Origin of the sequence: Pseudomonas sp. D2002 (genome assembly GCF_013385735.1) — a bacterium.
Lineage (GTDB): Bacteria > Pseudomonadota > Gammaproteobacteria > Pseudomonadales > Pseudomonadaceae > Aquipseudomonas.
This window is the reverse complement of sequence record NZ_JACAPL010000007.1, coordinates 36999-61385: the sequence shown is the minus strand read 5'-3', so window position 1 is coordinate 61385 and position 24387 is coordinate 36999. Positions and strand designations below refer to the sequence as shown.

22 protein-coding genes are annotated in these 24387 nt (G+C 60.7%); 6 read left to right on the top strand and 16 right to left on the bottom strand.

Translation table 11 applies throughout. The features are described from left to right. Positions 1–38: 38 nt before the first annotated feature. The 5 genes from HX783_RS16005 to HX783_RS15985 are packed head-to-tail and all read right to left on the bottom strand — an operon-like array spanning position 39 to position 2856. Positions 39–536, bottom strand: coding sequence for a GNAT family N-acetyltransferase (locus tag HX783_RS16005; RefSeq protein ID WP_177017504.1), 498 nt, complete (start codon positions 534–536; stop codon positions 39–41). Beyond that, positions 533–757 (bottom strand): hypothetical protein, encoded by a 225-nt coding sequence (locus tag HX783_RS16000; protein ID WP_177017503.1) that lies wholly within the window; start codon positions 755–757, stop codon positions 533–535. Before HX783_RS16000 ends, HX783_RS16005 begins: the two co-directional genes overlap by 4 nt. A gap of 51 nt (positions 758–808) precedes the next feature. Then, entirely contained in the window at positions 809–1789 is a 981-nt protein-coding gene (locus HX783_RS15995; protein ID WP_177017502.1) for an alpha/beta hydrolase, read from the bottom strand. Continuing rightward, positions 1789–2229 carry a TspO/MBR family protein gene (locus HX783_RS15990; RefSeq protein ID WP_159958250.1) on the bottom strand — a complete coding sequence of 147 codons (441 nt, stop codon included), beginning with the start codon at positions 2227–2229 and terminating at the stop codon, positions 1789–1791. Before HX783_RS15990 ends, HX783_RS15995 begins: the two co-directional genes overlap by 1 nt. Positions 2230–2286: 57 nt before the next feature. Then, the gene (locus tag HX783_RS15985) at positions 2287–2856 is read right to left on the bottom strand and encodes a nucleotidyltransferase family protein (protein WP_177017501.1); all 570 of its coding nucleotides are present in this window, start codon (positions 2854–2856) and stop codon (positions 2287–2289) included. A gap of 433 nt (positions 2857–3289) precedes the next feature. On the opposite strand from HX783_RS15985, the gene HX783_RS15980 reads away from it, so the two are divergent. Continuing rightward, positions 3290–3529: a DUF6124 family protein gene (locus tag HX783_RS15980; RefSeq protein ID WP_159958254.1), complete on the top strand. Its 240-nt coding sequence runs from the start codon at positions 3290–3292 to the stop codon at positions 3527–3529. 3 nt (positions 3530–3532) lie between these two features. Here the strand turns inward: HX783_RS15980 and HX783_RS15975 are convergent, their stop codons facing one another. The 3 genes from HX783_RS15975 to HX783_RS15965 all read right to left on the bottom strand — a co-directional run bounded on the left by HX783_RS15975 (position 3533) and on the right by HX783_RS15965 (position 10479). Beyond that, on the bottom strand, positions 3533–3766 hold the full coding sequence (locus HX783_RS15975; protein WP_177017500.1) for a hypothetical protein: 234 nt from the start codon (positions 3764–3766) through the stop codon (positions 3533–3535). Between the two features lie 114 nt (positions 3767–3880). Next, entirely contained in the window at positions 3881–4621 is a 741-nt protein-coding gene (locus HX783_RS15970) for a BPL-N domain-containing protein (protein ID WP_177017499.1), read from the bottom strand. A 146-nt stretch (positions 4622–4767) separates the two neighbouring features. After that, positions 4768–10479, bottom strand: coding sequence for a membrane-targeted effector domain-containing toxin (locus HX783_RS15965; protein ID WP_177017498.1), 5712 nt, complete (start codon positions 10477–10479; stop codon positions 4768–4770). Between the two features lie 152 nt (positions 10480–10631). Between HX783_RS15965 and HX783_RS15960 the strand changes: the two genes are divergently transcribed. The 3 genes from HX783_RS15960 (at position 10632) to HX783_RS15950 (ending at position 13149) form a co-directional block, all read left to right on the top strand. Further along, positions 10632–11258, top strand: a complete 627-nt coding sequence (locus HX783_RS15960; RefSeq protein ID WP_177017497.1) for a LysE family translocator — start codon at positions 10632–10634, stop codon at positions 11256–11258. Between the two features lie 174 nt (positions 11259–11432). After that, a complete protein-coding gene (locus HX783_RS15955; RefSeq protein WP_159958268.1) occupies positions 11433–11783 on the top strand; it encodes a hypothetical protein in 351 nt (116 codons plus the stop codon). A 115-nt stretch (positions 11784–11898) separates the two neighbouring features. Beyond that, positions 11899–13149, top strand: a complete 1251-nt coding sequence (locus tag HX783_RS15950) for a hypothetical protein (protein ID WP_177017496.1) — start codon at positions 11899–11901, stop codon at positions 13147–13149. 120 nt (positions 13150–13269) lie between these two features. Here HX783_RS15950 and HX783_RS15945 read toward each other — a convergent pair whose 3' ends face one another. From HX783_RS15945 to HX783_RS30320, 3 genes are all read right to left on the bottom strand, one after another. Next, the gene (locus HX783_RS15945) at positions 13270–13896 is read right to left on the bottom strand and encodes a glutathione S-transferase family protein (RefSeq protein WP_177017495.1); all 627 of its coding nucleotides are present in this window, start codon (positions 13894–13896) and stop codon (positions 13270–13272) included. A gap of 68 nt (positions 13897–13964) precedes the next feature. Beyond that, on the bottom strand, positions 13965–15704 hold the full coding sequence (locus tag HX783_RS15940) for an OPT family oligopeptide transporter (RefSeq protein ID WP_177017494.1): 1740 nt from the start codon (positions 15702–15704) through the stop codon (positions 13965–13967). A 161-nt stretch (positions 15705–15865) separates the two neighbouring features. Then, positions 15866–16558, bottom strand: coding sequence for a methyl-accepting chemotaxis protein (locus HX783_RS30320; protein ID WP_371317691.1), 693 nt, complete (start codon positions 16556–16558; stop codon positions 15866–15868). 1537 nt (positions 16559–18095) lie between these two features. Here HX783_RS30320 and HX783_RS15930 point away from each other — a divergent pair. Next, positions 18096–19511, top strand: coding sequence for a hypothetical protein (locus tag HX783_RS15930; RefSeq protein ID WP_177017492.1), 1416 nt, complete (start codon positions 18096–18098; stop codon positions 19509–19511). A 64-nt stretch (positions 19512–19575) separates the two neighbouring features. Beyond that, the gene (locus HX783_RS15925; RefSeq protein ID WP_218175279.1) at positions 19576–20127 is read left to right on the top strand and encodes an RNA 2'-phosphotransferase; all 552 of its coding nucleotides are present in this window, start codon (positions 19576–19578) and stop codon (positions 20125–20127) included. Here the strand turns inward: HX783_RS15925 and HX783_RS15920 are convergent. From HX783_RS15920 to HX783_RS15900, 5 genes are all read right to left on the bottom strand, one after another. Beyond that, the gene (locus HX783_RS15920; RefSeq protein ID WP_159958280.1) at positions 20106–20396 is read right to left on the bottom strand and encodes a DUF3144 domain-containing protein; all 291 of its coding nucleotides are present in this window, start codon (positions 20394–20396) and stop codon (positions 20106–20108) included. The genes HX783_RS15925 and HX783_RS15920 overlap by 22 nt on opposite strands. A 92-nt stretch (positions 20397–20488) precedes the next feature. Next, on the bottom strand, positions 20489–21028 hold the full coding sequence (locus HX783_RS15915) for an ATP phosphoribosyltransferase regulatory subunit (protein ID WP_177017582.1): 540 nt from the start codon (positions 21026–21028) through the stop codon (positions 20489–20491). A 299-nt stretch (positions 21029–21327) separates the two neighbouring features. Continuing rightward, on the bottom strand, positions 21328–22551 hold the full coding sequence (locus tag HX783_RS15910) for a DUF1444 family protein (RefSeq protein WP_177017490.1): 1224 nt from the start codon (positions 22549–22551) through the stop codon (positions 21328–21330). Positions 22552–22653: 102 nt separating this feature from the next. Further along, positions 22654–23349, bottom strand: coding sequence for a tRNA (adenine(22)-N(1))-methyltransferase TrmK (locus HX783_RS15905; protein WP_177017489.1), 696 nt, complete (start codon positions 23347–23349; stop codon positions 22654–22656). A gap of 24 nt (positions 23350–23373) precedes the next feature. Beyond that, positions 23374–24084, bottom strand: coding sequence for a FadR/GntR family transcriptional regulator (locus tag HX783_RS15900; protein WP_177017488.1), 711 nt, complete (start codon positions 24082–24084; stop codon positions 23374–23376). Between the last annotated feature and the right edge of the window lie 303 nt (positions 24085–24387).

The window sequence follows — 24387 nt, the reverse complement described above, 5'->3', positions numbered from 1 at the left end:
ACTTGAATGAGGCTGTTCCAACTGTGGGAGCTGTGGCGTTATAGAGACCGGTGCATATGCGTGGTGCGCCACACCGGATCGGCTTCGATGTCGACAATCTCAAACCCCTGCCGAAGCCAGAAATCAATCGCCCCCGCCAGAAACGGGTGGGTGTGCAGATAAACCACCTCCACGCCATCCGCCCGTGCCTTGGTTTCCAGCGCGCGATACAACTCGCCCGCCAGGCCAAAGCGCCGAAAGGCCGGGCGTACAAACAGGCGGACCACCTCCACCGTTTTAAGCCCTCGGTAATCCAATTGCGGGAAACGACCGTCATAGGGCAAATAGCCGATGGCGGCCACGATCTGGCCTTCAGCGCGGGCGATCAAGAATCGCCCGTCACCCTCAAGGTAGGTGGCTGCAAACTGCGCCAGGTCGGCGGGCATGCCTGTGGCGCTGAGCTTGGGAAACAACTCGGCACGCGCCTGCAGTAGAAAGGCCAACACGTCAGGGATGTCGGCGACGGTGACCGCCTGGAGGATGGGGCGTTGGCTCACAGGACCTTGATCCGGGTTATCCCCACCACCTCTGCCTGCTCCAAAATCTCAGCGGGTGTCGCATCCGCAGCAGGCAGGATCAACCCATTCTCCGCATCGCCGAAATGCAATTGCAGCAGGTGCATCGCCGCCTCATGCAACGGCAATTCAGACTGTTTGAGTTCAAACACATGGGTGCGAGGCTCGTCGTTGAACAGGTAATTCAGCGTGTATTCGCGCATGGTGGCGTCCTTGTGATCAAAGGGAAGCAGTTGATGAACCTGACTGAGTGATCAGGTTTTAAGTTCCCGTGCGGCGACGCCACGGTGACGATCGGATGGGGTTGCCGACGCCTTGATGTGCGCCGTGATCCACGCTCGGCTATGGTTGAGCACCGCCTGCGCCATCGCCACCGGAAAATGAATAAACCCATGGGCCGATTCCGCTAGCAGGTAGGTTTCAACCTCAGCCACCCCGCCCCATCGCTCAGCGAGCTGCAGCGTGTCATCTTTCAGCGGGTCCAACTCGCCCACAAACATCAACGCCGGCGGCAACCCGCTGAAGTCGCCATACAACGGCGACAACGGCGGCTGCCGCCGTTGTTCGTCACTCAGCCCCGGCGTCAGCAATTGCAACGCCGTCACCATTCCCGGGCCATCGAGCAGCAATGTGTCCGGCCCGGCGGTGCGCACGCTCGGCGTGCCGGCCAAATCATAAACGCCGTAATACAGCACTGCGCCGCTCACCCGTTCAAGCAAATCCGGCCATTGTTTGAGCGCCAGCAAGGTCGCGGCTGCCAAGTGCCCGCCTGCCGACTCACCGACGATGAACACCGGCAAGCCAGCAAACTCATCGGCACTCAGCAACCAACGCGCCGCCGCCAGGCAATCGTCCATCAGGCCTTCAATCGGGGTGTCGACCGCCAGCCGATAATCCACCGACACCACCGCCACCTCACAGGCGTGCACCATGCCCAGGTTGAGGTCATCATCCATCTGCGCATTGCCGATCACCCAGCCGCCGCCGTGGATATCCAACACCACGCCCTTGGGCTGGCCTTGCGGCCGCAGGATGCGCACGGGCACTGCGCCCACCTGCCGAGTCTCGGCCACAGGCGCTTTTTTGAGCGTTTGACTGACCCGCAGCAGCGCCTGGATCACACGCGGCGTAACACGGTTGCGGATCTTGAAGCGCGGCAGCCACGCGAGCTTTTTGTTGAACGCGCGCATCTGCGCCAACTCAGGCGCGCTGGCAGGCCAAGGGGTGTGGGCCATCAGCGGTTATTCCGTAAAATCGAAAAATTCAACGCCGCCGCGACACTCAGCCACGCAAGGTAGGGAAACAGTATCAGCCCGGTGATCAGGTCCAGCCGCAGTGTCATCACCACCAGCGCCGCCACCACCAGCCACAGCAGCACGATCACCACCATCCCGGCGAAAAGGCGATGCGCGCCGAAGAACACCGGCGTCCACAGCGTGTTCAAGGCAATCTGCGCCGCCCACAAGCCCAGGGCCAGTTGGCTGCCGGGGATCAGGGTCAAGCGATAGCCCGCCCAGGCGAGCAGCAGATAAATGACCGTCCAGGCCACCGGGAACAGCCAATTGGGCGGCGTGAAGCTGGGTTTGACCAGCGCTTCGTACCATTGGCCCGGTTTGAAAATAATCCCGGTACTGGCGGCCGCGCCGCAGGCGATGAGAAAAATAAGCACGATCATGAGCTGTCCACTGTCAGGTTTATTTCAAGATAGGACGCCTGTAGAACGGGTAAAAGTTCACAAATGATCAGGCGCCACGATCCTCAGCCACGGCCAGCGCGCTTGATAACTCCTGGCCTTGGCCGCAAACAGCTCGGGCTCAGGGTGATAAGGATTGATCCGCAGCACGCCCTGCTCCACATCCGCCAACCCGTAAGGCGCGTACACCTCGCCCGTTGCAATCTCCAGCCCGATGCAGGTGCCCGCCACCAGGTAACGATCAACACCTTGTTTAGCCGTATGCAATTGTGGGTAAGGCCGGCCGAAGCGCTCGCCGTACCAGAGGTGCACCCGCGCTTGATTCTTGACCTCGACGTTGACGCCCAAGTCTTGAAATAGCTGATCGGCCGCGCGGATGACTGCGTCCTCCGCCTCGTAGGACAGGTCTGTGTCGAAGTAAAAAACGTCGTAGTCCTTAACCCCATGGGCGGCGGGAAGGTTCGACTGATGGTTCCACACCGCCTGGAACAGACAGCCCGCCGTGAGCATGCACTGGTCCACACCAAGATCGGGCAAGCGCGCAGTGATTTCGGCGTTAATGGGGTTGGCCATGGCCAGTTCGAGCAGGGTTTTGACGGTCAATGTCATGTTTAATCCTGGGTGATCGAGTGTGAACCGGATTAAGGATAGGCTAACTGAACGCGGTGTAAACCGGCTGCTGTTCCACCGGCAAACCCAGCTTTCCAGCCACCACCTTGCCACAGAGGAACGGACCGCAGCGCCTTGCTCCATTGCCTACGCTTACGTCAGAATCCGCCGGCTTGTGTAGTGAGGTGGCCGTCTCTAAGGTTGCTCGGTCGCTGAATATCTCAGTGATCGGGTTTAGTAGCCCACGGTTTAACCTAACAAGTGCATAAGCTTCATCTGTCAGGCTTTCGGGTCTGTGCTTGATGGTGGCTGTGCGTAGGGCGCTCTCGGGCGCGCCGGTTTTGTTAGGTTCCACCGGTCTACTAACCTGCGTACAGCTACCGCCTTTTCGTTTAGTAGCGATGAGGTTGTAGCCCAAGCAAGGAACTTAACAATGGCTAACGTCAAACCAGATTCAACCACCCTCTTCACCGTCGTCCCCGACGCCAGCACCGAAACCCTGATCACCAACAGCTACGAAACCTTCGCCTCAGTCAGCACACTCCTGCTCGACCTGGCCGAAGACCTGCGCGGCAAACACCGCGACATTGCACTGGCGATCCACCAACTGAGCGAGTTGGGCGTGTTGCTCACGGCCAAACTCCTCGACCGTGAAGCGCCCTGCCCTGGCTGATGATTAGCCTTTGAGCTCACCCGCGCGATTGCTCGCCGCGTCGTCATAAGCCACATACAGCGACTCGGCGATCTGGCTTTTGATGGCTTTGGTGGCCTCCAGGCCAAGCACGAAACCTTCGGCCTTGCCGCCAGCGCGGTTGAGTTCTTCATGGGTGGCGGCGCCGGTGATGGCGTCAAGCAGCTTGGCGGCGTGCGGGCCTACGCCTTTGGGCAGGGAGATTTGGTCGATGGACATGGCGATACCTTTAAGAATGGAAGTCGGTAGCGCGTGGAACCACTGCCGGGGTTGGCATGGTAGACCGGTTAGCCAAGAAAGGCGCTGCTTTCGGCCAGATGCTTACAAATCGCCCTACTGCTCCACACTGCGCACCAACACCCCAAAAAGCTCCCCTCGCGGCATTTCGCTCAGCGCAATCCCCGCATTCTCAAACCACTCCCGCCCCGCCTCCGGATGCGGCCCGCTCAGCACCACCACGCCTTTCTCATAGGTGTAGCGCGCGGCTGCCACATCACCGTTTCGGTAGGTGGCGATGGCGGTATAAGGCGACGCCCCGTCAGCCTTGGGAAAGTAAGGGCCATCCTGGTAAAACACGCTGTCCGGCTGCCCATCCCACACCACCCGCACCGCAGCATCGTCAATGCCTGACACCTCAAAGCCCGGCCGGCCTGCTTCAGAGTCCAAATCCTGCGGGATTAAGCCAAGGTTGCTGTCATCGGCAAGATACGCCCCCATGCACAGGCCCAAATAGCGCCCGCCCTTGGCGACATACTCACGAATGGCCTCAGCGCGCGCATCCCCAAGGCTTGCGAGTGCAGCAGGAATATCCTGGCCGCCGCCCGGTTGCACATAGAGGTCATAGCGCGCGAGGTTTTGCGGAGTGATGTCGACCGGTTCATCCGCACCGACAAAGTCGATCTGATAAGCCGGGCTCAGGCGCTGCAAGGCCTTTTTCACGTTCTCGGAACAGTCATCACAGCCGGCCGGGCCTCGGTAGATCGCCACATGGGTGATGGGCGTGGCGGCGTGCGCGAATGATGCTTGCAGCATGGCAAACGCAAGAAACACGGGGGCGATAACGGACAGGTTCATAGTGGTTGGCTCATCAAACAGGGCTGATACAGACTTGCCATCCGAAGCCTATATCGAAAGCCGCGCTGAAACCGTTAACAGTTGTAAATCGTCTACAGCCGCCTGCTCGAAAGCCCTGCACCCACAAGGTGCAGGGCCAACGTGGCTTAAACGGCGGTCAAGTGCACTTCTTTTTTGAGCGCCTCAATCAAGTGGTTCAACATTAAGTAACGCTTGTCTTTCAACTGCGGCCAACGCTCAATAAAAAACTGCCCTTTGTCGTCAATTTGAATTGGCGTGGTAATAATTTCGCTGTCACGGGAGTGGTGAACCAGGTTGGCCTGGGTCGTTGAAGGGTGCTCGATCAGGAAGTCGCCGATTTTTCTAAGCCGTGTGCGATCCGGCAGCGCGGCAGGGCCGGGTTGACGTAAGCCGACAGTGCCGACTTCCACTTTGAAATCAGTGCGCACCGCCATATCGCCTCGTGCGCCTATGCCCTGATCGATGATTTCCCATGTACTGCGGTGCAGGGCGCGTGCGTTGCCGGGGGCGACATCGCGCACCGTCAGGCTGACTGCATCCTGCAATTGCGCGACGCCCGGAACACCGTTGAACATATCAGCGTGGGCATTACCCATCAGCGCTACCCATTTATGCGGCCCCACTGCCGCCTGGTCGGCCTTGATCACCTCATTGGCGAAATAGCTGAACAAGGTCTCGCGGCCGTTCAACGCAGACATCCCTTTGGCGTGATAACTGGCAGTGCAATCGAGCGCTCGGACCCGTATCCCGTATTTATTCGCGGCATTGATCACATGGGTGTAAGTGTTGACGCCTGAATAACCCGGCATATGGCCGCGGTCTTGCGCGTTCAGATAACGCTTGAGGTTTGCGGGCATATTCGCCGATTTATAAAACTGCTCAAGCTCTGCCTGATGCAGATCGGTGAGCAGGTGTTCCACATACAGCGTCTTGACGCCCTGCTCCTTCAAATACGCCATGTACTTGATCAGAAATGCTTTGCTGGACTGATGTTCATGAGCTTCGGCAACGATAAATCCCCACTTATGCTCATACACTTGCTTGATAAACGCCTGTTCATCGGCGGCCGTTGCAAGGTCGGTGAAGTCGGGTCGTGCCGCTGGCGTGTAAGCGGCAAACACATCGCTGGCAGCCTTCTCCAGTCGATCACGCGTGTTGCGGAAAGCACCGAACGCTGCGGTGAACGGGCTTCCAGCGCCAGGGCCATAGCTCGTATCAAAGGCGCGCTTGCTATACAGCATCTCTTCCAGTTCACGCTTAAACGTCGCGGGCAGGTCAAACGCACTGTAATGAGACACTGAAGCAGGCACCTGCACCGCCGTTGAAGGGCCGGCCGTCGGTAACGCTTGTGCCGTCGAGGCCAGTGTCAGCCTGTAATCCCCTCGGGCCATTGCGGCGGCAGAAGTATCGGGGAGCACACTCGCTGCCTGGCCCGCCGTCACCTCATCCACGCGCAGCGCGATGACATTCTGCAAATCAGCCAGGCCCGGCACCTCATCAGCACTGCCGATACGGTTGTGATCAACCAGGGCAATCCAGCCTTCATCGGGGTCTTTTGTCGCGAGCTTTTTGTGCGAGTAGAAGTTTCGCAGCTTACTGCTGCGCGGCACAAACCGCTCCGCTTCGGAGAGTTCCAGCACGTGTTCCATATGGTAGGAACTTGAAGCGTCCACGCCTTCGATCGCAACATTGTGTTTGTGCGCCTCAAGCATCAGCCTGCGGTAGGTAAACGGGGCGTCCGCCTCCCAGCCCAGGGCCCTGTCGACCCGTGCCAAGTGTTCTTCGACACGTTTCAAGGCGTGCTCGGTATTGCCCTTGGCTTGCTTGTTGATAATTTTAAGCTTGGTGCGAAACACATCCGCCGGCAGGTTTTCGATGTACACACGCTTGAGCCCTTGCGCAGCCAACGCCTGCATATTCTCGATAAGCAACTGCTTGCTGGCGACGCTGGCGTTGGGTGCACCGATGATCAGCCCCTTTTTGAGTGCAAACAGACTGGCGAGCACGGTGGCGCCGCTTGAGTCCGCCGCCAACGCCGGCAAACCTGAACGGTCCGGGCGTGCGGGCGGCGATTTGAAGAACGCCTCGGTATCCTCGACCAGCTGTTTGACCTGGTTGGCATAGCTTTTACGTAGCGTACCCAACTGATCATAGGCCGCACTTTGTGATGCCTGGGCAATCACTTCGTCCGGGCTCTTGCGCCAGAAACCCGTATCGAGTGCCGCTCTGAAGTTTCTGCCTTGCTCGGCGGGTATCTCGTAGCCGACCAGGGTCTGTTCAACCTCTTCCTGAAGTACCTGGTACTGCTTGCGCCCTCCACCCACGACGCCTGAACGTACCCAGCGGCCGTCGACCTGTTGATTGACCAGGCGCGAGGTTGAACGCATTTGCCCGGTCAGCGCGTCATAGCGATACAACACGTTACGGCCCATGGCATCCGCCGTGGTCTTTACCCAGAACTCACTGCCGTCGAACAGCACGGGTTGCATATCGCCAGGAATATTCAAGGCCGGTGCTTTGAGCAACTGAGCCTGTTTTGCCGTTTTAGTCACCGTTCTGATCGACAGCGTGTTAAGCGGGCCTTTAAGCGCGGGGCGGAAGTCGAACACTGCAGCACCGCCCACATTGGCCATGTAGCCGATGAAGTGTTGCAAGGCCCCACCGGTGTCGCCCTGATGGTAGGCATTAATGGCAAGCATGGCGTCCTTGAAGGCGAGCAGGCCGCCCAGGCCCAGGCTCAACACTGGAAAAGGAATGGTGGCGATGGCGGTGAGCAGTTCAACGCAGGTCCAGACAATGCCTATGATCATGTCGGTTCGGTTGACCGTGGTGGCCGCCACGTCATCTATTTTGCGCTGCAATACCATGTTGTAGAGCTCATGGCGCAGGTCGGCCACGGGCGGAACATGGGCGATCGGGTCATGGCGTGCGGGGCTTGGGGTTGTACGATCAATCGTCTCGGGCAAGCCCTTACGGGCAGCCTCCAGGAAACTCGCGATCCGGGTCTTGGCTTTGACCGCCACCCTGGCAAGCAGATACTCCGACACACCATCGACTTTTTTCAGCCAGTGGTTGAACAGCTTCGCCTCACGCATGGCGATGCCATCGGGCGCATCGGGGCTGTACAGCAGCACCGGGTTGTCCGCATGGCTGAACAGGTAATTGCCGATGACCCATTCGCCATCCAGCATCAGCCGATGGACCTTGTAGGTGTTACGGGTCGCCACCGTCGTATCACCAAGGCTGTCGATAGCACGCTCCAGCCACGCCAGATCGACCTGGGCGATATGCCCGCGCAGGCAGCATTCCAACGCCGCGTGTTTCATCTGCAACTGGTTGATCACCAAGGTGACGTCGCGCCGTTTGGAGTAACCGGGGCTGGTTGCGCTCTGCAGCTTGGCGCGAACTTCATCGATGTAGGCCTGGCCGACCCACACACCGGTCACCGAGCGCGCAACGTTCTGCGGCGTCAGGCGGCTCAGGTCAACCCCGCTCGGCCCGCTGAAGGTCGCTGAGGTGGAGAACTTGGGGTCGATAAAACCGACGTTATCCTGGTAGCCGTCTCGGTACAGCTGGGTGTAGGTGATGGGCGCCGGCATGCCGCCCAACAGTGGCCAAGGCGCCGACACATACACCGTGTCCGGGTCGATATCATTCTGGCTACGGCCCAGCAGTGTGTTCAGGCTGAGCTTGGCCTTCTGGTGCACAAAGTCGTTGAAAGGCGTGATGGCTGAATGCAAATCCCGATCGAATTTATACGTGCGCAGGGCGCCCGCCGCGTCATCGACAAGGCTGGCCAGCCGAGTGCGATCCGCCGCCGAGGCAGAGCGATACCACAATGGCGTGGTGTATTCGTAGTCGTCCACCGCCACGCTTTGCGAATGCGCCACCATGGCGTCCAGGCACGCCGCGTGGGAGCACAAAGGGCCGAACGTCACCTCCTCATGTTCCAGTGCATCGGGCCTGAGGCTGAGCCCGGTAAGGAACGCGCGCATTTTTGGACGAAAACGCAGCGGGCATTGCTCCAGCAGGTAGTCGCTCATGCTCCGGCCACTGTACCGGGTGTTGTCATCCGCCCAGCCCACAATGTGCGCCTGGCATTCGCGCTCGCTGGTGAATGTAATAAACGGCTGCTCGCGCGGGCTCTCGGGGGTGCACAGCAGCAAGCGCAGGGTGTGGCCGGCTGCATCGTTCTCACGTAATAACCACAGGTCTTTGAGTTGCGCGCCATGCAGCATCACGGTCTGCGCGTGCAGGTGCTGGTTTGTGCCCGCGCGCAGGTCTTCGAACCGCTGATAGCCGGTCTCGGTCAAGTCACCTCGCAACCTGGCAACATAGGCGAGCAACACCAGGCGATGATCGAACAGGTCACGGGCAGCCTGCTTGAGTTCAGGCCAGCCCTGCACTTCTTTTTGCAACGCGGCAAAATCCAGGCGCGGTTGCAGGCCCGACGTGTGAAGCATATCCACCAGGCCCTGCGCATTCAGCTCGGCATGCCGACCTCGCAGCGCCTCGCCGGCATAGCGCACGGTGGTGCGGGTCAGAAAGTACGAGCCGGGCAGCTCATCGCCGGTGTGCAAGCCCGAATAGGTCAACTGCGTCAGGTTGCGCTTGCGCGTATAGGTGCCGACGTTGGGCACGTGGTTTTGGGTGACGATGTCCAGCAGTTGCGGATCCAGGTCGTACAGCTCCAGCACTTCGTCCAGGTACTCGGTCACCTGGTAACTCGCCAAGGCTTGGGGCGAAGCGGCCGGCCCCAACAGATCGACAAAGGTCTCGCGGGCCTGGTTGTAGGTGTGGATCAAACCACTCAGGGTGGCCTGACGGGTCGAGTCAGCGTTGCGATACCAATCCGGCAAGCTGTTGTACAGGCTGCGTTCCAGCAACTGTTGCTGCCTGAAAGCCAGGCGCAAGGACAAGTCCGGGAGCGCCGCCTTCACCGCGTTTTCGAGTGCCGACTGCAGCAACCGTGCATCGTGCAGCGGGTTGTCGACCAGGCTCAAGGCGTGGTCGATGTCCTGGCGGCGCTTGTCGAGCAGCGCGTTGTAGGTGTGCTCGAACAGGGGTTTGCCTTCAATCGGCAGCAATTGCAGGGGCCAGATACCGGCGACCTCCAGCGCCTGGTAACGCACCGGCAAATGGCCGCAGAACTCTTCGCGACCCGCAGGCAGCGCCAGCAGTGTCTTGAGGCCCTGATCGAGCTCGGCCAACGAATCAAAGGCTTCCAGGCCTCGGTTGGGGGTAAACAACAGCACCTGGCCCAGATCCTCACCCGACGTCAGATTATCCACGCGGGGCGTGGCTTTGCGCGTGAGCACGAAGGCCCCCGCAAACTCCACGGTCTGGCCCTGGTAACTGAAATTGAGCGAGTACATGCCCGGCCTGAAGGTCGGGCCTTTGGCGCAGTCTTCAATCATGCGTTGTTCGTCGGCAGACAGCAGGTAATCACGCACATCCAGCCTGGCCTGTTGCTCCAGCGCGCCAACGCCGGCCGCCAAGGTGATAAAGCTTTTGCGACCCTGGCCGCCCACCGTGCTGGTGTCGTCCAGGTTTTGCAGCTGGGTATTCAGGTCGTCCTTGAGCGTGGCCAGCAGCGCCTTGCCGGAATCCTGGGTGAGGTCTGCCTGAGTCAAGGCGCTGAACAACGCCCGTGACTGGTTCACAAACCGCTGGTTGGCCTCGATCAGGGTGCTGTTCAGCGTTTCCAGCGTGACAAGTTCGGCTGGCAACTCCACGGGAAGCTGGGTTTGGGCACGCAGATCAGGGGCGATTTCCAGTAAATGTGTGCGAATGTCCTGAAGCGTCGGTAAGTCTTGAAGGGTACTCGGCGTGCTCATTGGCACTGTCCTCATGCTGATGAAATGAACCCTCAGCTTGAGGCGCGGCCCGGGTGTGTCGGCGGTAATTATTCAAGCCACCGCAATGGCATTGCATTCAAACCGCACATGGGGATTACTGTACGCCGAGCCCTGTTTCGAGACCGCCCGCCATGTTTGAACTCTCCGCCCTCTTCACCTACGTCGCTGTGGTGATCGGTCTGTTCCTGATCCCAGGCCCCTCGGTGTTGCTGGTGCTGACCCGCACCGTGCAAGGCGGGCGCAAGGTCGGCATCGCCACCGGCCTGGGCGTGGCGACCGGCGATCTGATCCACACGCTGTGCGCGGCATTGGGTTTGTCGGCGATCCTGATGACCTCGGCAGCGGCGTTTAACGCTGTGAAGTGGGTGGGCGCGGCGTATCTGATTTACCTGGGCGTGCGGGCGTTCATGGCTAAAACCGGCACCCACACACGGCTTGCGTTGCCCGCCGTCACACCGCGCCAGGCGTTTTTCCAGGCAGTGGGGGCTGAGGTGCTGAACCCGAAAACCGCGATCTTTTTCCTGGCCTTCCTGCCGCAATTCGTCCACCCGCAATCCGGCTCATCGCTGGTTCAGTTCGCGGTGCTGGGCTTGATCTTTTCGGGGTTGAGTGCGGTGTATACCAGTTTGCTGGCCATCGCTATAAGGCCGTTGAGCCGAGGGCTCAAAGGGCTTTCGAGATTGCGTAGGTGGGAAGGCAAAATCATCGGCACGCTGTTTATGGGGCTGGGCGTGAAAGCCGCCTTCCAGCAGCGTTAGGCAGCGCGATGACAGGGCCAGGGTCCCGATTCTCACTACGGAGTAACTCCCTGACCCGCCCGCCCAACACGTCCACCGCAAAGGGTTTGGTCGATGGGCTTGGTGGGGTAGAAAGGTTCGAATACGTGGGTGCAGCCTGTTAATCTGCGGCGTTTACACGCCAGGGAACCTCCAATGTCATTCACCAAACGCGACAGCGCCCGACTCGAGCGTCGCCTGGTCACAGCCCTCACCAACGCTTGCGAAACCGCTAAGGCAGAAATCCCAGGCTTCGATTGGCTGACCCACACCGTCGACTACGCCGCCTTTCCTCAAAGCCTGCGGGTGACCTGGGTGTTTGATACCCGTGCCAACAAGGACCACGCCCTGGCAACCGGCGCCGACCAGCGTATGCGTGAGCTGACTGCCGCTGCGTTGCAGGACGCCGAAGTGGCGCCGGTAAATATGGATCGCTGCGTGCGCTTCGACTCTGAGCAAGACTGCACCGCCCAGCATGGCGGCGATTGGCGACGGCGATTAGGCTGATGCCACTTCAAGTCCAGCCAGCTCCCACCGTGGATGTGCAGTGTTTGCCTGGAAGCCACCGCGTAACTACTGAATAATGCCGCCTCGCCTTTCTTCGATAAGGACATCCCCCGTAATGAAGTTGCCCGCCCTCCTCCTGGCTGCTGCCGTGCTGCCGACCCTGGCCCATGCTGACGATGCTGCGCTGACCGACACACTCAAAGCCTTCACCCGCTGCGACGCGAGCTTCTTCAGCAGTCTGAACACTCACCGCGATGCCTGGCAGGCCTATGCGCCGCTCCAGCAAGAAAAGAACTTCACCTGGATCGCGGTCAGAAACCGCACAGACCGCAAGGCCAGCCAGGTGCCGGTCAGCGCGCCGCCCATCGCGGGGTTGAAGCTGTTGTCGTATGCCGATGAAGTCACCGACCTCGGCCCACTGGGGCTCTACTATTACTGGGGCTTCGTGGTGGACGGCGGCGTCGACGAGGTTGCCCAGCGCCTCGCGCCGCTGCTGGAACAACGCGGCGCGCTGCAAAAAGGCGACAAGGAATACACCCGCAGCGAGCTCAAGGTCGGTAACGGCTGGCAGTCGATCAAACCCCAACCGGGCAAGGCGCCGGGCACCCGCCAGGTTGAACGCGTGTTGATTGTGGAGCCGGAAGGCAAGTCAGGCACGCAATCGCGCGTCAGCTGTTCGGTACAGGGCGGCGTGAATGCCGGGCTGCTGGCGCAGTTGCGTCCGGACATCGCGCCGGTCGACTACCCACGCACCCAGATCGAAACCAGCTTCACCGAGGTCGAGGTACCGGCCAACGTACGCCAGCGCCTCGACTCACCCTTGCTGCAACCGAAGTTCAAAACGTTGAACTACAGCTACCTGTCCAAGAAAGGCGATGGCAGCAAAGACCTTCCGACCTCGGTCACCTTCAAGGCCGAGGGTGGCTTGCTGGTGAAAAACGAAGCCTATGGCAATACCTTCGACGTTGATCGCCTGACCCAAGCCGACCTGATTCAGTTGAAATCGAAAATGAATGGCGTGGGCGACGGGCGCGTCCTGCAAACCCGCGACGTCGAACTGAACCTGCCGACCAGCTGGACACCCGGCCAGACCCTGAGCACCCGCCTGCACATGGTGAACGTGCCGGCCCGGCCAACCGACAAACCCTACGAAACCACCCTGAACTGCAAGGTCGGTGAACGCATCCCGGCACGCCAGGTGTTTGCCTCCTTGACCGGCGACGCCATCAAACTGGCGTGCGACCAGGGCGACTACAAAACCTCACGCGTGTTTATCGAGGACCTGGGCGTGGCGCTGACGCTGGAGTCGACGTCGAGCGAAACCCATTATGTGAATGAAATTACGGCGCTGGAGGTGGTGCGCTAGGACCTGTCGGCGTTTTCGCTTAAGCACTTTGCGAACATCTAAAAAGCAGCGCGCAGCGCCTGGTGTGGCGGGCGGGCTTGCCACAGGAGGTCCGCTCGCCACAGGGATAACGCCTACTGTTTATTTGGCAAACGCGTACTCGCCGCCCTGCTCCACCGCCTTGCGGTAAGCCGGCCGAGCCTGGAAGCGTTTTACCCATGCCGCCAGGCTCGGATAGGCCTGCAACTTGCCCTGGGCCATGGCGATTTCGCCGATAAAACTCATCTGGATATCCGCGCCGCTCAGCTCGTCACCGACCAAATACGGCGTATCCGCCAGCACATCGTTCAAGTAGCCCAAGTAGTTGGCCAACTCCGATTCGATGCGCGGATGCAACGGCGCACCCGCCTCACCCAAGCGGCCGACGTAGAGGTTGAGCATCAGCGGCAGCATGGCCGAGCCTTCGGCGAAGTGCAGCCACTGCACGTATTTGTCGTAGGTAGCCGTGGCCGGATCGGGTTGCAGGCGGCCTTGGCCGTGGCGGCGGATCAGGTAGTCGATGATCGCAGCGGACTCGATCAACACGAGGGAACCGTCTTCGATCACCGGGGATTTGCCCAGCGGGTTGATGGCCTTGAGTTCAGGTGGCGCGAGGTTGGTTTTCGGATCACGCTGGTAGCGCTTGATCTCATAAGGCAGGCCGAGTTCTTCAAGCAGCCAGAGGATGCGTTGCGAGCGCGAGTTGTTGAGGTGGTGGACGGTGATCATAAAAGCTCCGCTGAACAAGAGTGGGTATCCAGGTAAGAGACTACGCCGTTGTGGTGGAGTGCCATGGATTAATTCGCAACCATGGCCCACAACGACGCGCCGACGCCAGTGATGCTTTCCCCGGCAATCAACCCCGCCGCTGCGGTAATGGCGAAGCGTTCGGTCACGCTCGGCCAACGGCAGCTCACCAGCCACGTCAGCACCGCGCCGAGGGCCATCATCAACGACACCGAAGCCGGCAACACGAAGGCCAGGCCTAATGCGGCGGCGCTGGGCAAGTAGCGAGCACGATGGGCGGGCAAGGTGCTGTCGGCAATCCCCAGCAGCACGCCCACAGCCCCCGCAAGGCCAATGGCCCAACGAATGCTCACCGACAATGAATCCAGCCCATGGGTCAGGGTTTGCGCCACGGCTTTCCAGGTGGCGACCGCAGGCGCCGGCCATTCTTCGGTGAGCAACATGCTTTGCGGGTCGGGAATCAACGCCAGGTAGGCCAACACGCCGACGATGCTGCCGACGAAAATCCCCAGGATTTGCGCGATCACTTGCTTGCGCGGCGTGGCGCCAATCGCTTTGCCAACCTTGAAGTCGTTCATCAAATCCGTGCATTGCCCCGCCGACCCGCCGGCCGTATTGGCACTCATCAGGTTGATCGGCACCTGCCCCGGCGCGACGATGCCAAAGCTCAGTTGCGACAGTTGCCCGATCGCCCCAATCGGCGGAATGCCGGTGGCGCCCACCACCCGCGCGGCCACGGCAGCCAGGCAGATCGCCAGGGGAATGGTCAGCAAGGCCATCCACAGGTTGATCCCGAACAACAGCGCCTGCAGGCTCACCACCAACACAATCGCCAGGGCAAAACCGGCGGCGGGCCCGGCCTTGGGGATCGCCCACGGGGTGCCGCCAGCATCCTTGGTGGACTTATGCAACGCCAACAGGCGGATCGCCAGCGAAGCCAGGGTCGAGCACACCATCAGGCTCACGCCGGGCCACAACAACCACTCAACCAGCGCGGCGAACTGCGGGCCGCTGCTGCCGGCCGGCAGGGTCACCAGGCCTTGCGCCAGCAACCACGGGGCCAGGCCGCCCCAGGCGAGCAAGGCACCGAGCAGCAGGGTCAGCCCCACGCGAATGCCGATGATGCCGCCAAAGCCGAGCAACAGCAGCGACGGGTCGGCGGTGAAGGTCAGGCGTTCCATCGCGGCGCTGGGCGACCAGCGCGGGAAGGCCCACAGGAAGGTGTCCACCCACTTGACCAGCCCCGACAGCAAGGCGGCGCTGAGCAGCACCTTCAAGCGTGTCGCGGCTTCGCGGCCGTGGTTGTAGATATGCAGCAGGGTTTCCAGGGTGGCCATGCCTTCGGGGAATTTCAGCGCTTTGTCATTGAGCAGTGACGGGCGCAGGTACCAGGCGATCCAGATCCCGAGAAAGCTCACCGAGAACACCCAGGCGATCATCGGCAACGCTTCCAGCGTGTTGCCTGTGAGCAAGGTGTAGGCCGGGATCGGCGCCACCAGCCCACCGGAGATAATCGAGGCGGCGGCCGAGGCGACGGTCTGGTTGATGTTGCTTTCGTGCAGCGTCCACGGCAGTTGCCCGGGGTTATGCCTGGCCAGGCCTTGCCAGATGGCATAGCCGACCAGCAGGGCGATGATCGACATGTTGAACGACCAGCCGATCTTGAGCCCGGCGTACACATTTGAGGGTGTCAGCAGGATGCCCAACACGATCCCGGTGCTCACCGCGCGCAGGCTCAGTTCGCGTTCAACCGGGGCGTTCAGGGCGGGCGTTGGCGGGGTCGAAGGCATGCGGATTCCTTTCGGCAAGTGAACAGGGCGACCTAATAAGTGAGCCCTGTTGGCGCCGAAGGTTCATCTATCCGCGCGGTGGTTGCACAGCCGCCTGTGGGAGCGGGCTCGCCACAGGAAGCCCACTTGCCACAGGAAGCCCGCTCACCACAGTAGGCATTTCAGCTCAAGCGAAACCGCGCGGTGTTTTCACTCAACGCCCGGCTGCCTTTGCTCAAGGTATCCGCCGCCTGGTTTACCGCCCGCGCGCCGTCCAGCAAGCGCCCAGCCGCCTGATCGACCTGCTGGATATTGCCGCTGACCTCATCCGCCGTCGTCGCCTGCTCTTCCACCGCCGCCGCAATCTGCGCCAGGGTGTCGGTGACGTTTTGCACGGCGCCGGCAATTTCGCCCAGGCGCGTGCCCAGGCCGGTCACGGATTCGGCATCGGTCAGCGCCTGGTCGCAGGCGGCGCCCATCAGCGTGACGGCTTGGCTGACCGTCGCGCGCAGGCTGTCCACCGTGCCGGCGATTTGCGCCGTGGAGGCTTGAGTGCGTTGCGACAGGCTGCGCACTTCATCCGCGACCACGGCAAAACCACGGCCCTGCTCGCCGGCGCGGGCGGCTTCGATGGCGGCGTTGAGTGCCAGCAGGTTGGTCTGTTCGGCGATGCCGCGAATGGTATCGACCACTGACTGAATCTGCTGCCCTTGCTGGCTCACCTGTTCCAGCGCGTTGGCGGTGTCGGTCAGGCGCTGGTTGAGTTGCTGAATGCTTGCCGTGGTGCGCTGGCTGTCGCGGCTGCTGTCCTCAGCAATACGGCGGGTCTGCTGCGCGCTGCCTGAAGCCTGTTCGCAACTTTTGGCGACGCCCATCGAGGTGGCCGCCAATTGCGTGGCCGCAGCGGCGATCTGGCTGATCTGGTGTTGCTGGTCTTCGACTTCGGTGAGGGTGCTGCCCGACTGCGAATTGAGGGTGAGCACGGCGGAGCCCAGTTGCTGGGTTTCGTGATTGACGCCGAGCAGGCTGGAGCGTAACTGCACCACCGCGACGTTGAGCGCGGTGCTGATCGCCGCCAGTTCGTCACGCCCTTCCACCGCCACCTCGACACACAGGTTGCCGTCGCGCAGGGACTCGGCCAGCGTAGTGATGCCACTGGCGCTGCGCCGGATCGAGGCTTGCAGGCAGATAAACAAGTACAAGGCCGCCAGGGCCAGCAGGCTGAACGTCGCCGCCACCGGAATAAACTGCTTGAGCGAGCGGTCACGGTAATAACTCAAGCGCTCATCCAGCGAGTGCAACGACTGGCTGCGCAACGCGCCCAACGCACCGAGCATGCTGTCGACACTGCGGTCGAAGCCTGTGGTGTCGAGTTTGATGGTGCCGCCAAACACGCCGTCGTCCAGCGCTTTGAGTTCGTTATCGAGCAATTGCAGGCTGGCGTCATATTGCGCCGTCCACGGCTCGATTCCTGGGTACAGCTTGGCTTTGAGCGACGTGGCGGCCTTGGCCAACTGATCTCGCGCATCGCCGATACGGCCACGCAGGTCGCGCATCTGCAAGCGGCTTTGCAAGGTGAACTGCCCCGAGGCAATCGACGACTGCCCGACACTGGCCGTGCGGCCAATGCGCTCGATCAGGTCCGGCGTATGCTGGGTGGAAATCTGCATCAGCAGGTACGTTTCCAGCCATGGGTCAAGGATCAGCCCGGCGTCCTGGGTGATCTGCTCGCGCAGGGTTTGCAACGCGGTCAGGGCGGTGGTGAAGCGGTCATAGCCGTCCGGCCACCAGCCCACGGCGCGCAGGGATTGGGTGTCCATGCCCTTGACCGTGGCCTGCAAGGCTTCGAAACGCGCCAGGGTGTCGGCACTGGCGTTCTGGGCTTTGAGCGACTCACCCAAGGCTTGCAGGCTTTGCAGAATGATTGGGCTGCCGGCATCGACCTTGTCCATCGCCGCTTTGGCCGCAGCCGTTGGCGTGTGCAGGATATCCAGCGCCTTCCAGCGCGCCGCCTGGTTGCGTTGCGCGGTGAGCTGGCCATCCAGCGTGTCCAGGGCCAATAGCTGGTGAACGCCGGACTGCTCGCTGGAAATCACCGCCAATTTGTCGCGATAGTCCTGGCCGATCATCCACAGGCTTCCGGCCAGGGGCAGCATGAACAGGAAAAACAGAATCTGGAACTTGCGCGCGAAACCGAAACGGCCCAGCAGGCGGATACCCGGTGATAAAAGACTGTGCATCGCCGACCACTCCCCAAAACAACCTAGAACTGACTAGAAGCAAAATGCCATGTCATTGATTGGGAAGGCACTAGCAAGATACGGGCCGTTGGTAGCAGGCCGCGAAATAGGCGGTTTGGCAACCGGGCCATAGCGTGGAGTGCGCGAAAATGGGGCGAAAGCACTCAGCAGGATGAAGAAGGCTGTAACCGTCGGGGACGAGATCGATCGCATTCCAAAACACCTGCAATTACAGGCATCCTATCGCCCACGCACCTATCGAACTTCAAGGACAGGCAGATTCATGTGGAAAACCTGGCTGCAACGCGCTGAACCAACATCCGCTGCACAAGCGCCCGCCCCCACCGGTGATTGGCGATTGCTTCTGAGCAGCTGGGATGGATTCGACCGCGAAGCGGGCCTGCACGCAGTTCGGCTGGAACACTCGAGCGAGCGGCTGTCCGCAATTATCGTGCGACTCAATGACTGGGTACCTCAGGTTCGCGAAGCGGCCAGACAGGCTTTTGATGACTACCTGAACCCCACCTACGCCGCGTCGCTGATCGCACAGCTTCCCGCGATACTCGCGCTTGAAGATCGCAAGCGCGACGACCATCGCGTCACCCTCAGCAAGCTCCATGCGCTGCTGAAGACGCCTGAATGCCTGCCACTGTGCATGCCAGCGCTGCACACTCAGCGAGGCCCCAGTGCGCGATTGCTGTTTGGGGTGCTGGCTCATTCCATGACGGACGATGAACTGGAACCGTTTCTGATCACCAGCTTGCATCACCCTGACTTCAGCGTGCGCCGGCTGGCACTGGGCAAGGCGATGGAACTGCCGGAAGCGGCGGCCCATCGCGCCATCGCCTTCGGCCTCAGCAGCAACAGCAGCATTCTCAGGCGGCTGTCGTTCCTGGAGGCTGTTCAGCTGCAAACAGGCCGTACTCAACTGATCGAAGACTTTCTGACCGATCCATCACCGGCGACCAGGTCCACAGCACTGTGGGCCGCGAAAAAGTATGGCGTCGACCCGGCGCCTCTCCTTCACAGGCACCTGACCGGCAAAAAACCTGAAACGAAAGCCCAGTGGCTGGGTGTTCTCGGGCTGGCGCAAGACCTGAGCGTACCGGCGCCTGAACAGTGGCTGTCAGCTGCACTGGAACAAAACAGCGGCGCTGTTCGTTCGCTGGTGTTGAGTATTGAAGGCGCAGACCGGCCCGCACGGCTTATCGCCGCGATTGCGGATCCGTCCCGGCAGGTTTTTGAGGCAGGCGTTGCGGGGCTGCGTCCCCAGCCTTGGAGCGTTATAGCCTCGGCGTTTACCCGCCAACTTGACGCGCTCTGGGCAACGTTGTCTGCGACTCGACGCCTGGCCCTGCTCGAGCTGATGCCCAAATGGACTCAGGCCGGATTCCTGCTGAGTCAGCTTCAACGCACCCCGGAAGATCCCGCTTCATTAGAGCAAATCAGCGCCTGGGCCGATGCTCAGCTCTATGCGATTACCGATCGAGAAACGCCGAAAAGTGAGCGTGACCGGGTCATTGAACAATTGACCGTGCTGGAGGCAGGCGGAGCAATGCCGGCGGGGGCCATTGCAAGGCTGACATGAGGCATGGCGCTGTAATACCTTGCGCCCGGATAACCCAATGATAACGGCTGGAAAAGGACATCCCTTGAACAAGAAACAACGCGACGCCATCAGTAAACTTCTCAGCTACATACTGCGCCACGCGCCCGAATCCATAGGTGTCGTGCTGGACAGCGATGGCTGGACCGACGTTGACGGCTTGATCCACAACGCCAACCAACACGGCCATGCCTTCGATCGCCAAGCCTTGCTCGACGTCGTCGAGACCAACGACAAAAAACGCTTCACGCTCTCCGACGACGGCCAGCGCATCCGTGCCGCACAAGGGCACAGCACCGGGCAGGTTCAGGTGCAGCACGTCGAGAAAACGCCGCCCGCTCAGCTCTACCATGGCACGGCCAGCCGCTTTATGGCTGCCATCGAAGCGCAGGGTTTGATCCCCGGCAGTCGGCACCATGTGCACCTGACGGACAACCCCGAAACCGCGCTGGCCGTCGGCAAACGCTATGGGCAGCCGGTGCTGCTGACGGTTGATGCACTAGGCCTGAGCCAGGCGGGAGTCAAGTTTTACCAGGCGGACAATGGCGTGTGGCTGGTGGAGACGGTGCCGGCGACCTATTTGACCAGCATGTACTGACTGAAATTATTGATGTGATCGTCCAGGTTGTCCTCAAGCATCATCCGGTACTGGTCACAGAAATACTTCAGCATCGCTTCCCGCGCTGCGGCCATTTCCGCGCCGGACTTGAAGTTGCGCGCACTGGCCCAGGCATTGAAGCGCGTGGTACCGAACATCATTGAAGCGCTGACCTCACCGAGGTTTTCGCAGGTCTTGAGCTGCTCGTTCGACAGTTCGATATGTGCGTCTGCACGGTCGTAGAAAGCTTGGTCGGTGGTGTCGGCCATGGTGGAGTTCCTGGGTAAGCAAATAATGGCGGCTATTGGAGCATATCCGGCCGCCGCAGAGGAGACGCCTCCGGGTGGAGGCGTCTTGAACATCAGCCCAATGCCAGCACCAAGCGCTCCAGCCCGATGCCGAACCCGGCGCCTTCGCGGTAGGCGCCACCGCCGACCACTTGCTGCTGCGCGCCAAGCGCGGGGCAACGCACCTCGAAGCCATTGCCCTCAAGGTAGTAACTCAGCCCGCGTTTCACCGCCAGGTTGAGCTCATAGTCGAGCCCCAGCGTGTCCAAAAAAGCGCTGCACAGCGCCTGGCTGCGCTGCAACGCCAACGCCGGTTCAGGGCTGAGAATCTCCAGCCCCAACTGGGTGAACTCACGGTAGCGACCGGCTTGCGGCCGCTCATACCGGTAACACCGCGCCACGTAGAAAAACATCGCCTCCCCGCGCCCGCCGAGCAACTGCGTGCTGCGTTCCTGAAACAGCGCGGTGGCTTCAGGAATCAGGCAACACGGGCGGCCCGCCTTGTCATCGAAGGCCCACATCTGCCCGATGATTTCACTGCCACCGGCTTTTTCAATGAAAGTGTCCTGGCCCCACAGCGCAGGGACGATAACTTCTTCAGCGCCAGCTTCGATGAAGGCAGCTCCGAAAACGCCCCTCTATCTCACGCATTATTGCTGCTTCTTTGCCCGTCACAATTCGGGTACCACGTAGCATGGTCATAAGGTGTATCTCCATTTTTTACAGGCAATAAAAAAGGCGCCGAGGGCGCCTTGGGGGTGGTTCATTGAGTGATCAGAACGTCTGGTCAATCCATGAGCGCAAGCAACCGCGGCACCTGGGGCAAGGTCCGTGATGATGATGGCGGTTGCTTGGCGAAAATTCAGTCATGGGCCGATCCTTGCACAGTTGGGCGACGCGTGACAAGCCGTCGTTAAACCAACGGCGTCAACTGACTCAGTTGCTCAGGCGTCGGAAAACCCAGCGTGCGATAGCGTGCCGGGTAAAGGCTCTCCGGCGCCAGCAGGTCACCCAATTTGGCCTCGAGCTCATCCCATTCAACCACCTGGGTCTGGGCGCTGCCATCGGGCTGCAGTTGAACCAGCGCGACGCGGTCGGTCTTGGGCAACAAGGTGTCGACGGTTTCTGTCCAGCTGCACATCGAGAAGGTCTTGCCGTTGCTGTCTTTCAACTCAAACAGCGTGTAAGACGCGACAAACACGTCGATTTTCTGCTCGTCATGGATCGTGTCGAGTTGCTCTTTCTGCACGTGGTAATTGCCTTGCAGCAGCATGTGTTCGAGGCTCGCCATGCGCGCCTTGAGCGCTTCATCCTGAGTGACGAAGGGCACGATCCGTTGATCGTCGTAGGTATAGACCTGGCTGGAAACCACACGCCCGGCTTCCATGGCCTTGAAGCTGACCTCGACCATATGCCGAATGCCCTCTTCATCCTTGTCACCGGTCACCATCAGAATGTCGCGGGTCGGGATCATGAACACTGGCCGGCCTTTGATCGAGGCGCGTTGCAAGACATCCGGCAACAGCACGCGGCTGGTGTCATAGCCGTCGTTCCAACGGCCGACATAGAGCCCAGGCACAATTTCATCAAACGCATCCGAGGTGGCTTCGCGCAGGTTGCTCACCGCCACCGCCAGCGCCTCGTCGAGGCTCACACCCCAGTTTTCCTTTGGCCCTTCGGTGAGCGTGGACGTGGTCTCGGGGTAGTCCACCGCCAGCAAGGTCACGCAGTCTTTGCCCAGGGCCTGGTGGACGGCGGCGTACGGCGCGTCCCAGCCTTCGGTGCGCACCTGGTGCAGGCGCACTTCTTCGAGCATCGCCAGGTTACGGATCACCGGCCGTAACAACGGCCTGACGTCTTCGAAGGTTTGCGGCGTTTCCTTTCTGTAGCTGAGCAGCGTCGATACATAACCGTTCAACACCTCAGCTTTGTGCGCCTTGTCGGCGCTCTGATAATCGTTGAAAGCGTTATGCAGGTTGAAATAGCCGCCACCGCCATGCTTGAGACGAAACTCTTTGGGCACGTACTCAAGAGGCTCGCTGAAACCGGCTGCACGCGCGGCCTTGATGACCTTCTCAGCGAAGGCGTCTTCGGTCAGGGGGCGGTTGAAGAGTTTGTCGAGCAGGGAGCCGAACATGCGCAGAGTCCTCCATGAAGTGCGGGCGGTCCATCATGGGCGGTGCAAGAGAGCGCGTAAAGCACCTGCCCGGCTTGTGTGACCCATATCACGGCGGGCAGTTCACCCCAGCAATTGCGTAATCCACCGCGCCTGCTGCTCGATTTCCTGCAACTTCGCCTGCGGGACTGCCTGGCGCGCCTGTTCGAAGCTGGCCAGGGTCTTGTGCTTTTGGCGCAGCATGCGCTGCCACTTGGCCAGGAACACCGGGCTGCGGGCCTGCATTTGCAGCGGGCCGAAGTACAGCTGTTCGGCGGTGTAGACCACCGGTTCGGCGCGCTCGGCGACGATAATCTCGTAATAGAAGCGATTTTCCTGCAGCAACTCTTCAAGCAGGATGCAGTAACCGTTGTCCATCAACCATTGGCGCAAGGGTTGCTCGCCGCCGTTGGGTTGCAGAATCAGGCGCTCCTGGCCGCTGAGGTGCGCCTTGCCGCTGTCGAGGATGTCAAGGATGGTCTCGCCGCCCATGCCGCAGAGGCTGATCGCGGTGATCTGATCGCTGGGCTTGAGCGCCGCCAGGCCGTCCGCCAGGCGCACGGTAATGTGTTGTTCCAGGCCGTTGTCGCGCACGGTGCGCTGGGCGGCGTGGAACGGCGTGGCTGCCACTTCACCCGCCACCGCCGCCGCGATTACGCCACGGCGCATCAAGGCCACCGGCAGGTAGCCGTGGTCCGAGCCGATATCGGCCAGGCGCGCGCCGGCGGGTACGTGCGCCGCCACGCGCTCCAGGCGCATGGACAATGTGTGTTCGTTCAACGCGTGTTCCTTATCACAACAAAATTACTCACCCGAAAACCGATCCCGGCTGTTGGTCAGGTGCAACACCATGGCGGCCCGTGCGGCGTCCGGGTCCTGGCGCTTGATCGCATTGAAGATCGCCTCGTGCTCCAGGTTCGCCAGTTGCCCCAGCTTGGCGAAGTCGGCACCGCCGCGTTCGGCGCCCTTGACCTGGGTGCGCGGGATCATCGCATTGCCCAGGTGCGACATGATCTCGGTAAAAAAGGTATTGCCGGTGGCCTCGGCGATCAGTTGATGAAAGCGCTTGTCCTCCTCCACGCAACTGTCGTTGTTCGCCAGGGAAGCCTGGTAGTCGTCCAGCGCTTCGCGCATGCGCACCAGTTGCTCATCACTCCTGCGCACCGCGGCCAGCGCCACGGCTTGTACTTCAAGGCCAAGGCGCAGCTCCAGCATGTTGCGCACGCTGGCGACCGTGTCCACGTGCAAGCGCAAGCCTTGCTGGGCATGTTGCGCCAGCACAAAGGTGCCGATGCCGTGACGCGTCTCCACCAGCCCGGATGCCTGCAGCTTGGAAATGGCCTCGCGGACCACCGTTCGGCTCACGCCATGCTCAAGCACGATGGTGGATTCCGACGGCAGTTTTTCACCGGGCTTGAGTTGCCCCAGCAGGATGCGCTGGGTCAGCGCCTCGACCACACCCTGGGCCAGGTTGGTGGAGCGTCTGCGCACGAGGGTTCCGTTTTCAATGGGCATTGGTGGGGTCCACGGGGTTGGGCTGGGACGAGCTTAACACCCTGTTTGGTGGTGACGCTGGGTTGATTCGAAAAACACCCAGCTTGTATGACAACTAATCTTAATTCCCTCGACCCCAGATCCCGGCGCCGTCGCTTCTCCGATCAATATCGAACCTTGGAGAACCGTTAAAAACAACATAAAAACCAACAAAAACAAGGTAAATAACCAAAACACTCATCCAGCCGTTGCGCTTATGAGAACAAATACACGTGGCGCTGGATTGCGAACTCAAGAAATCCACTTATATGATGTCTATCAACA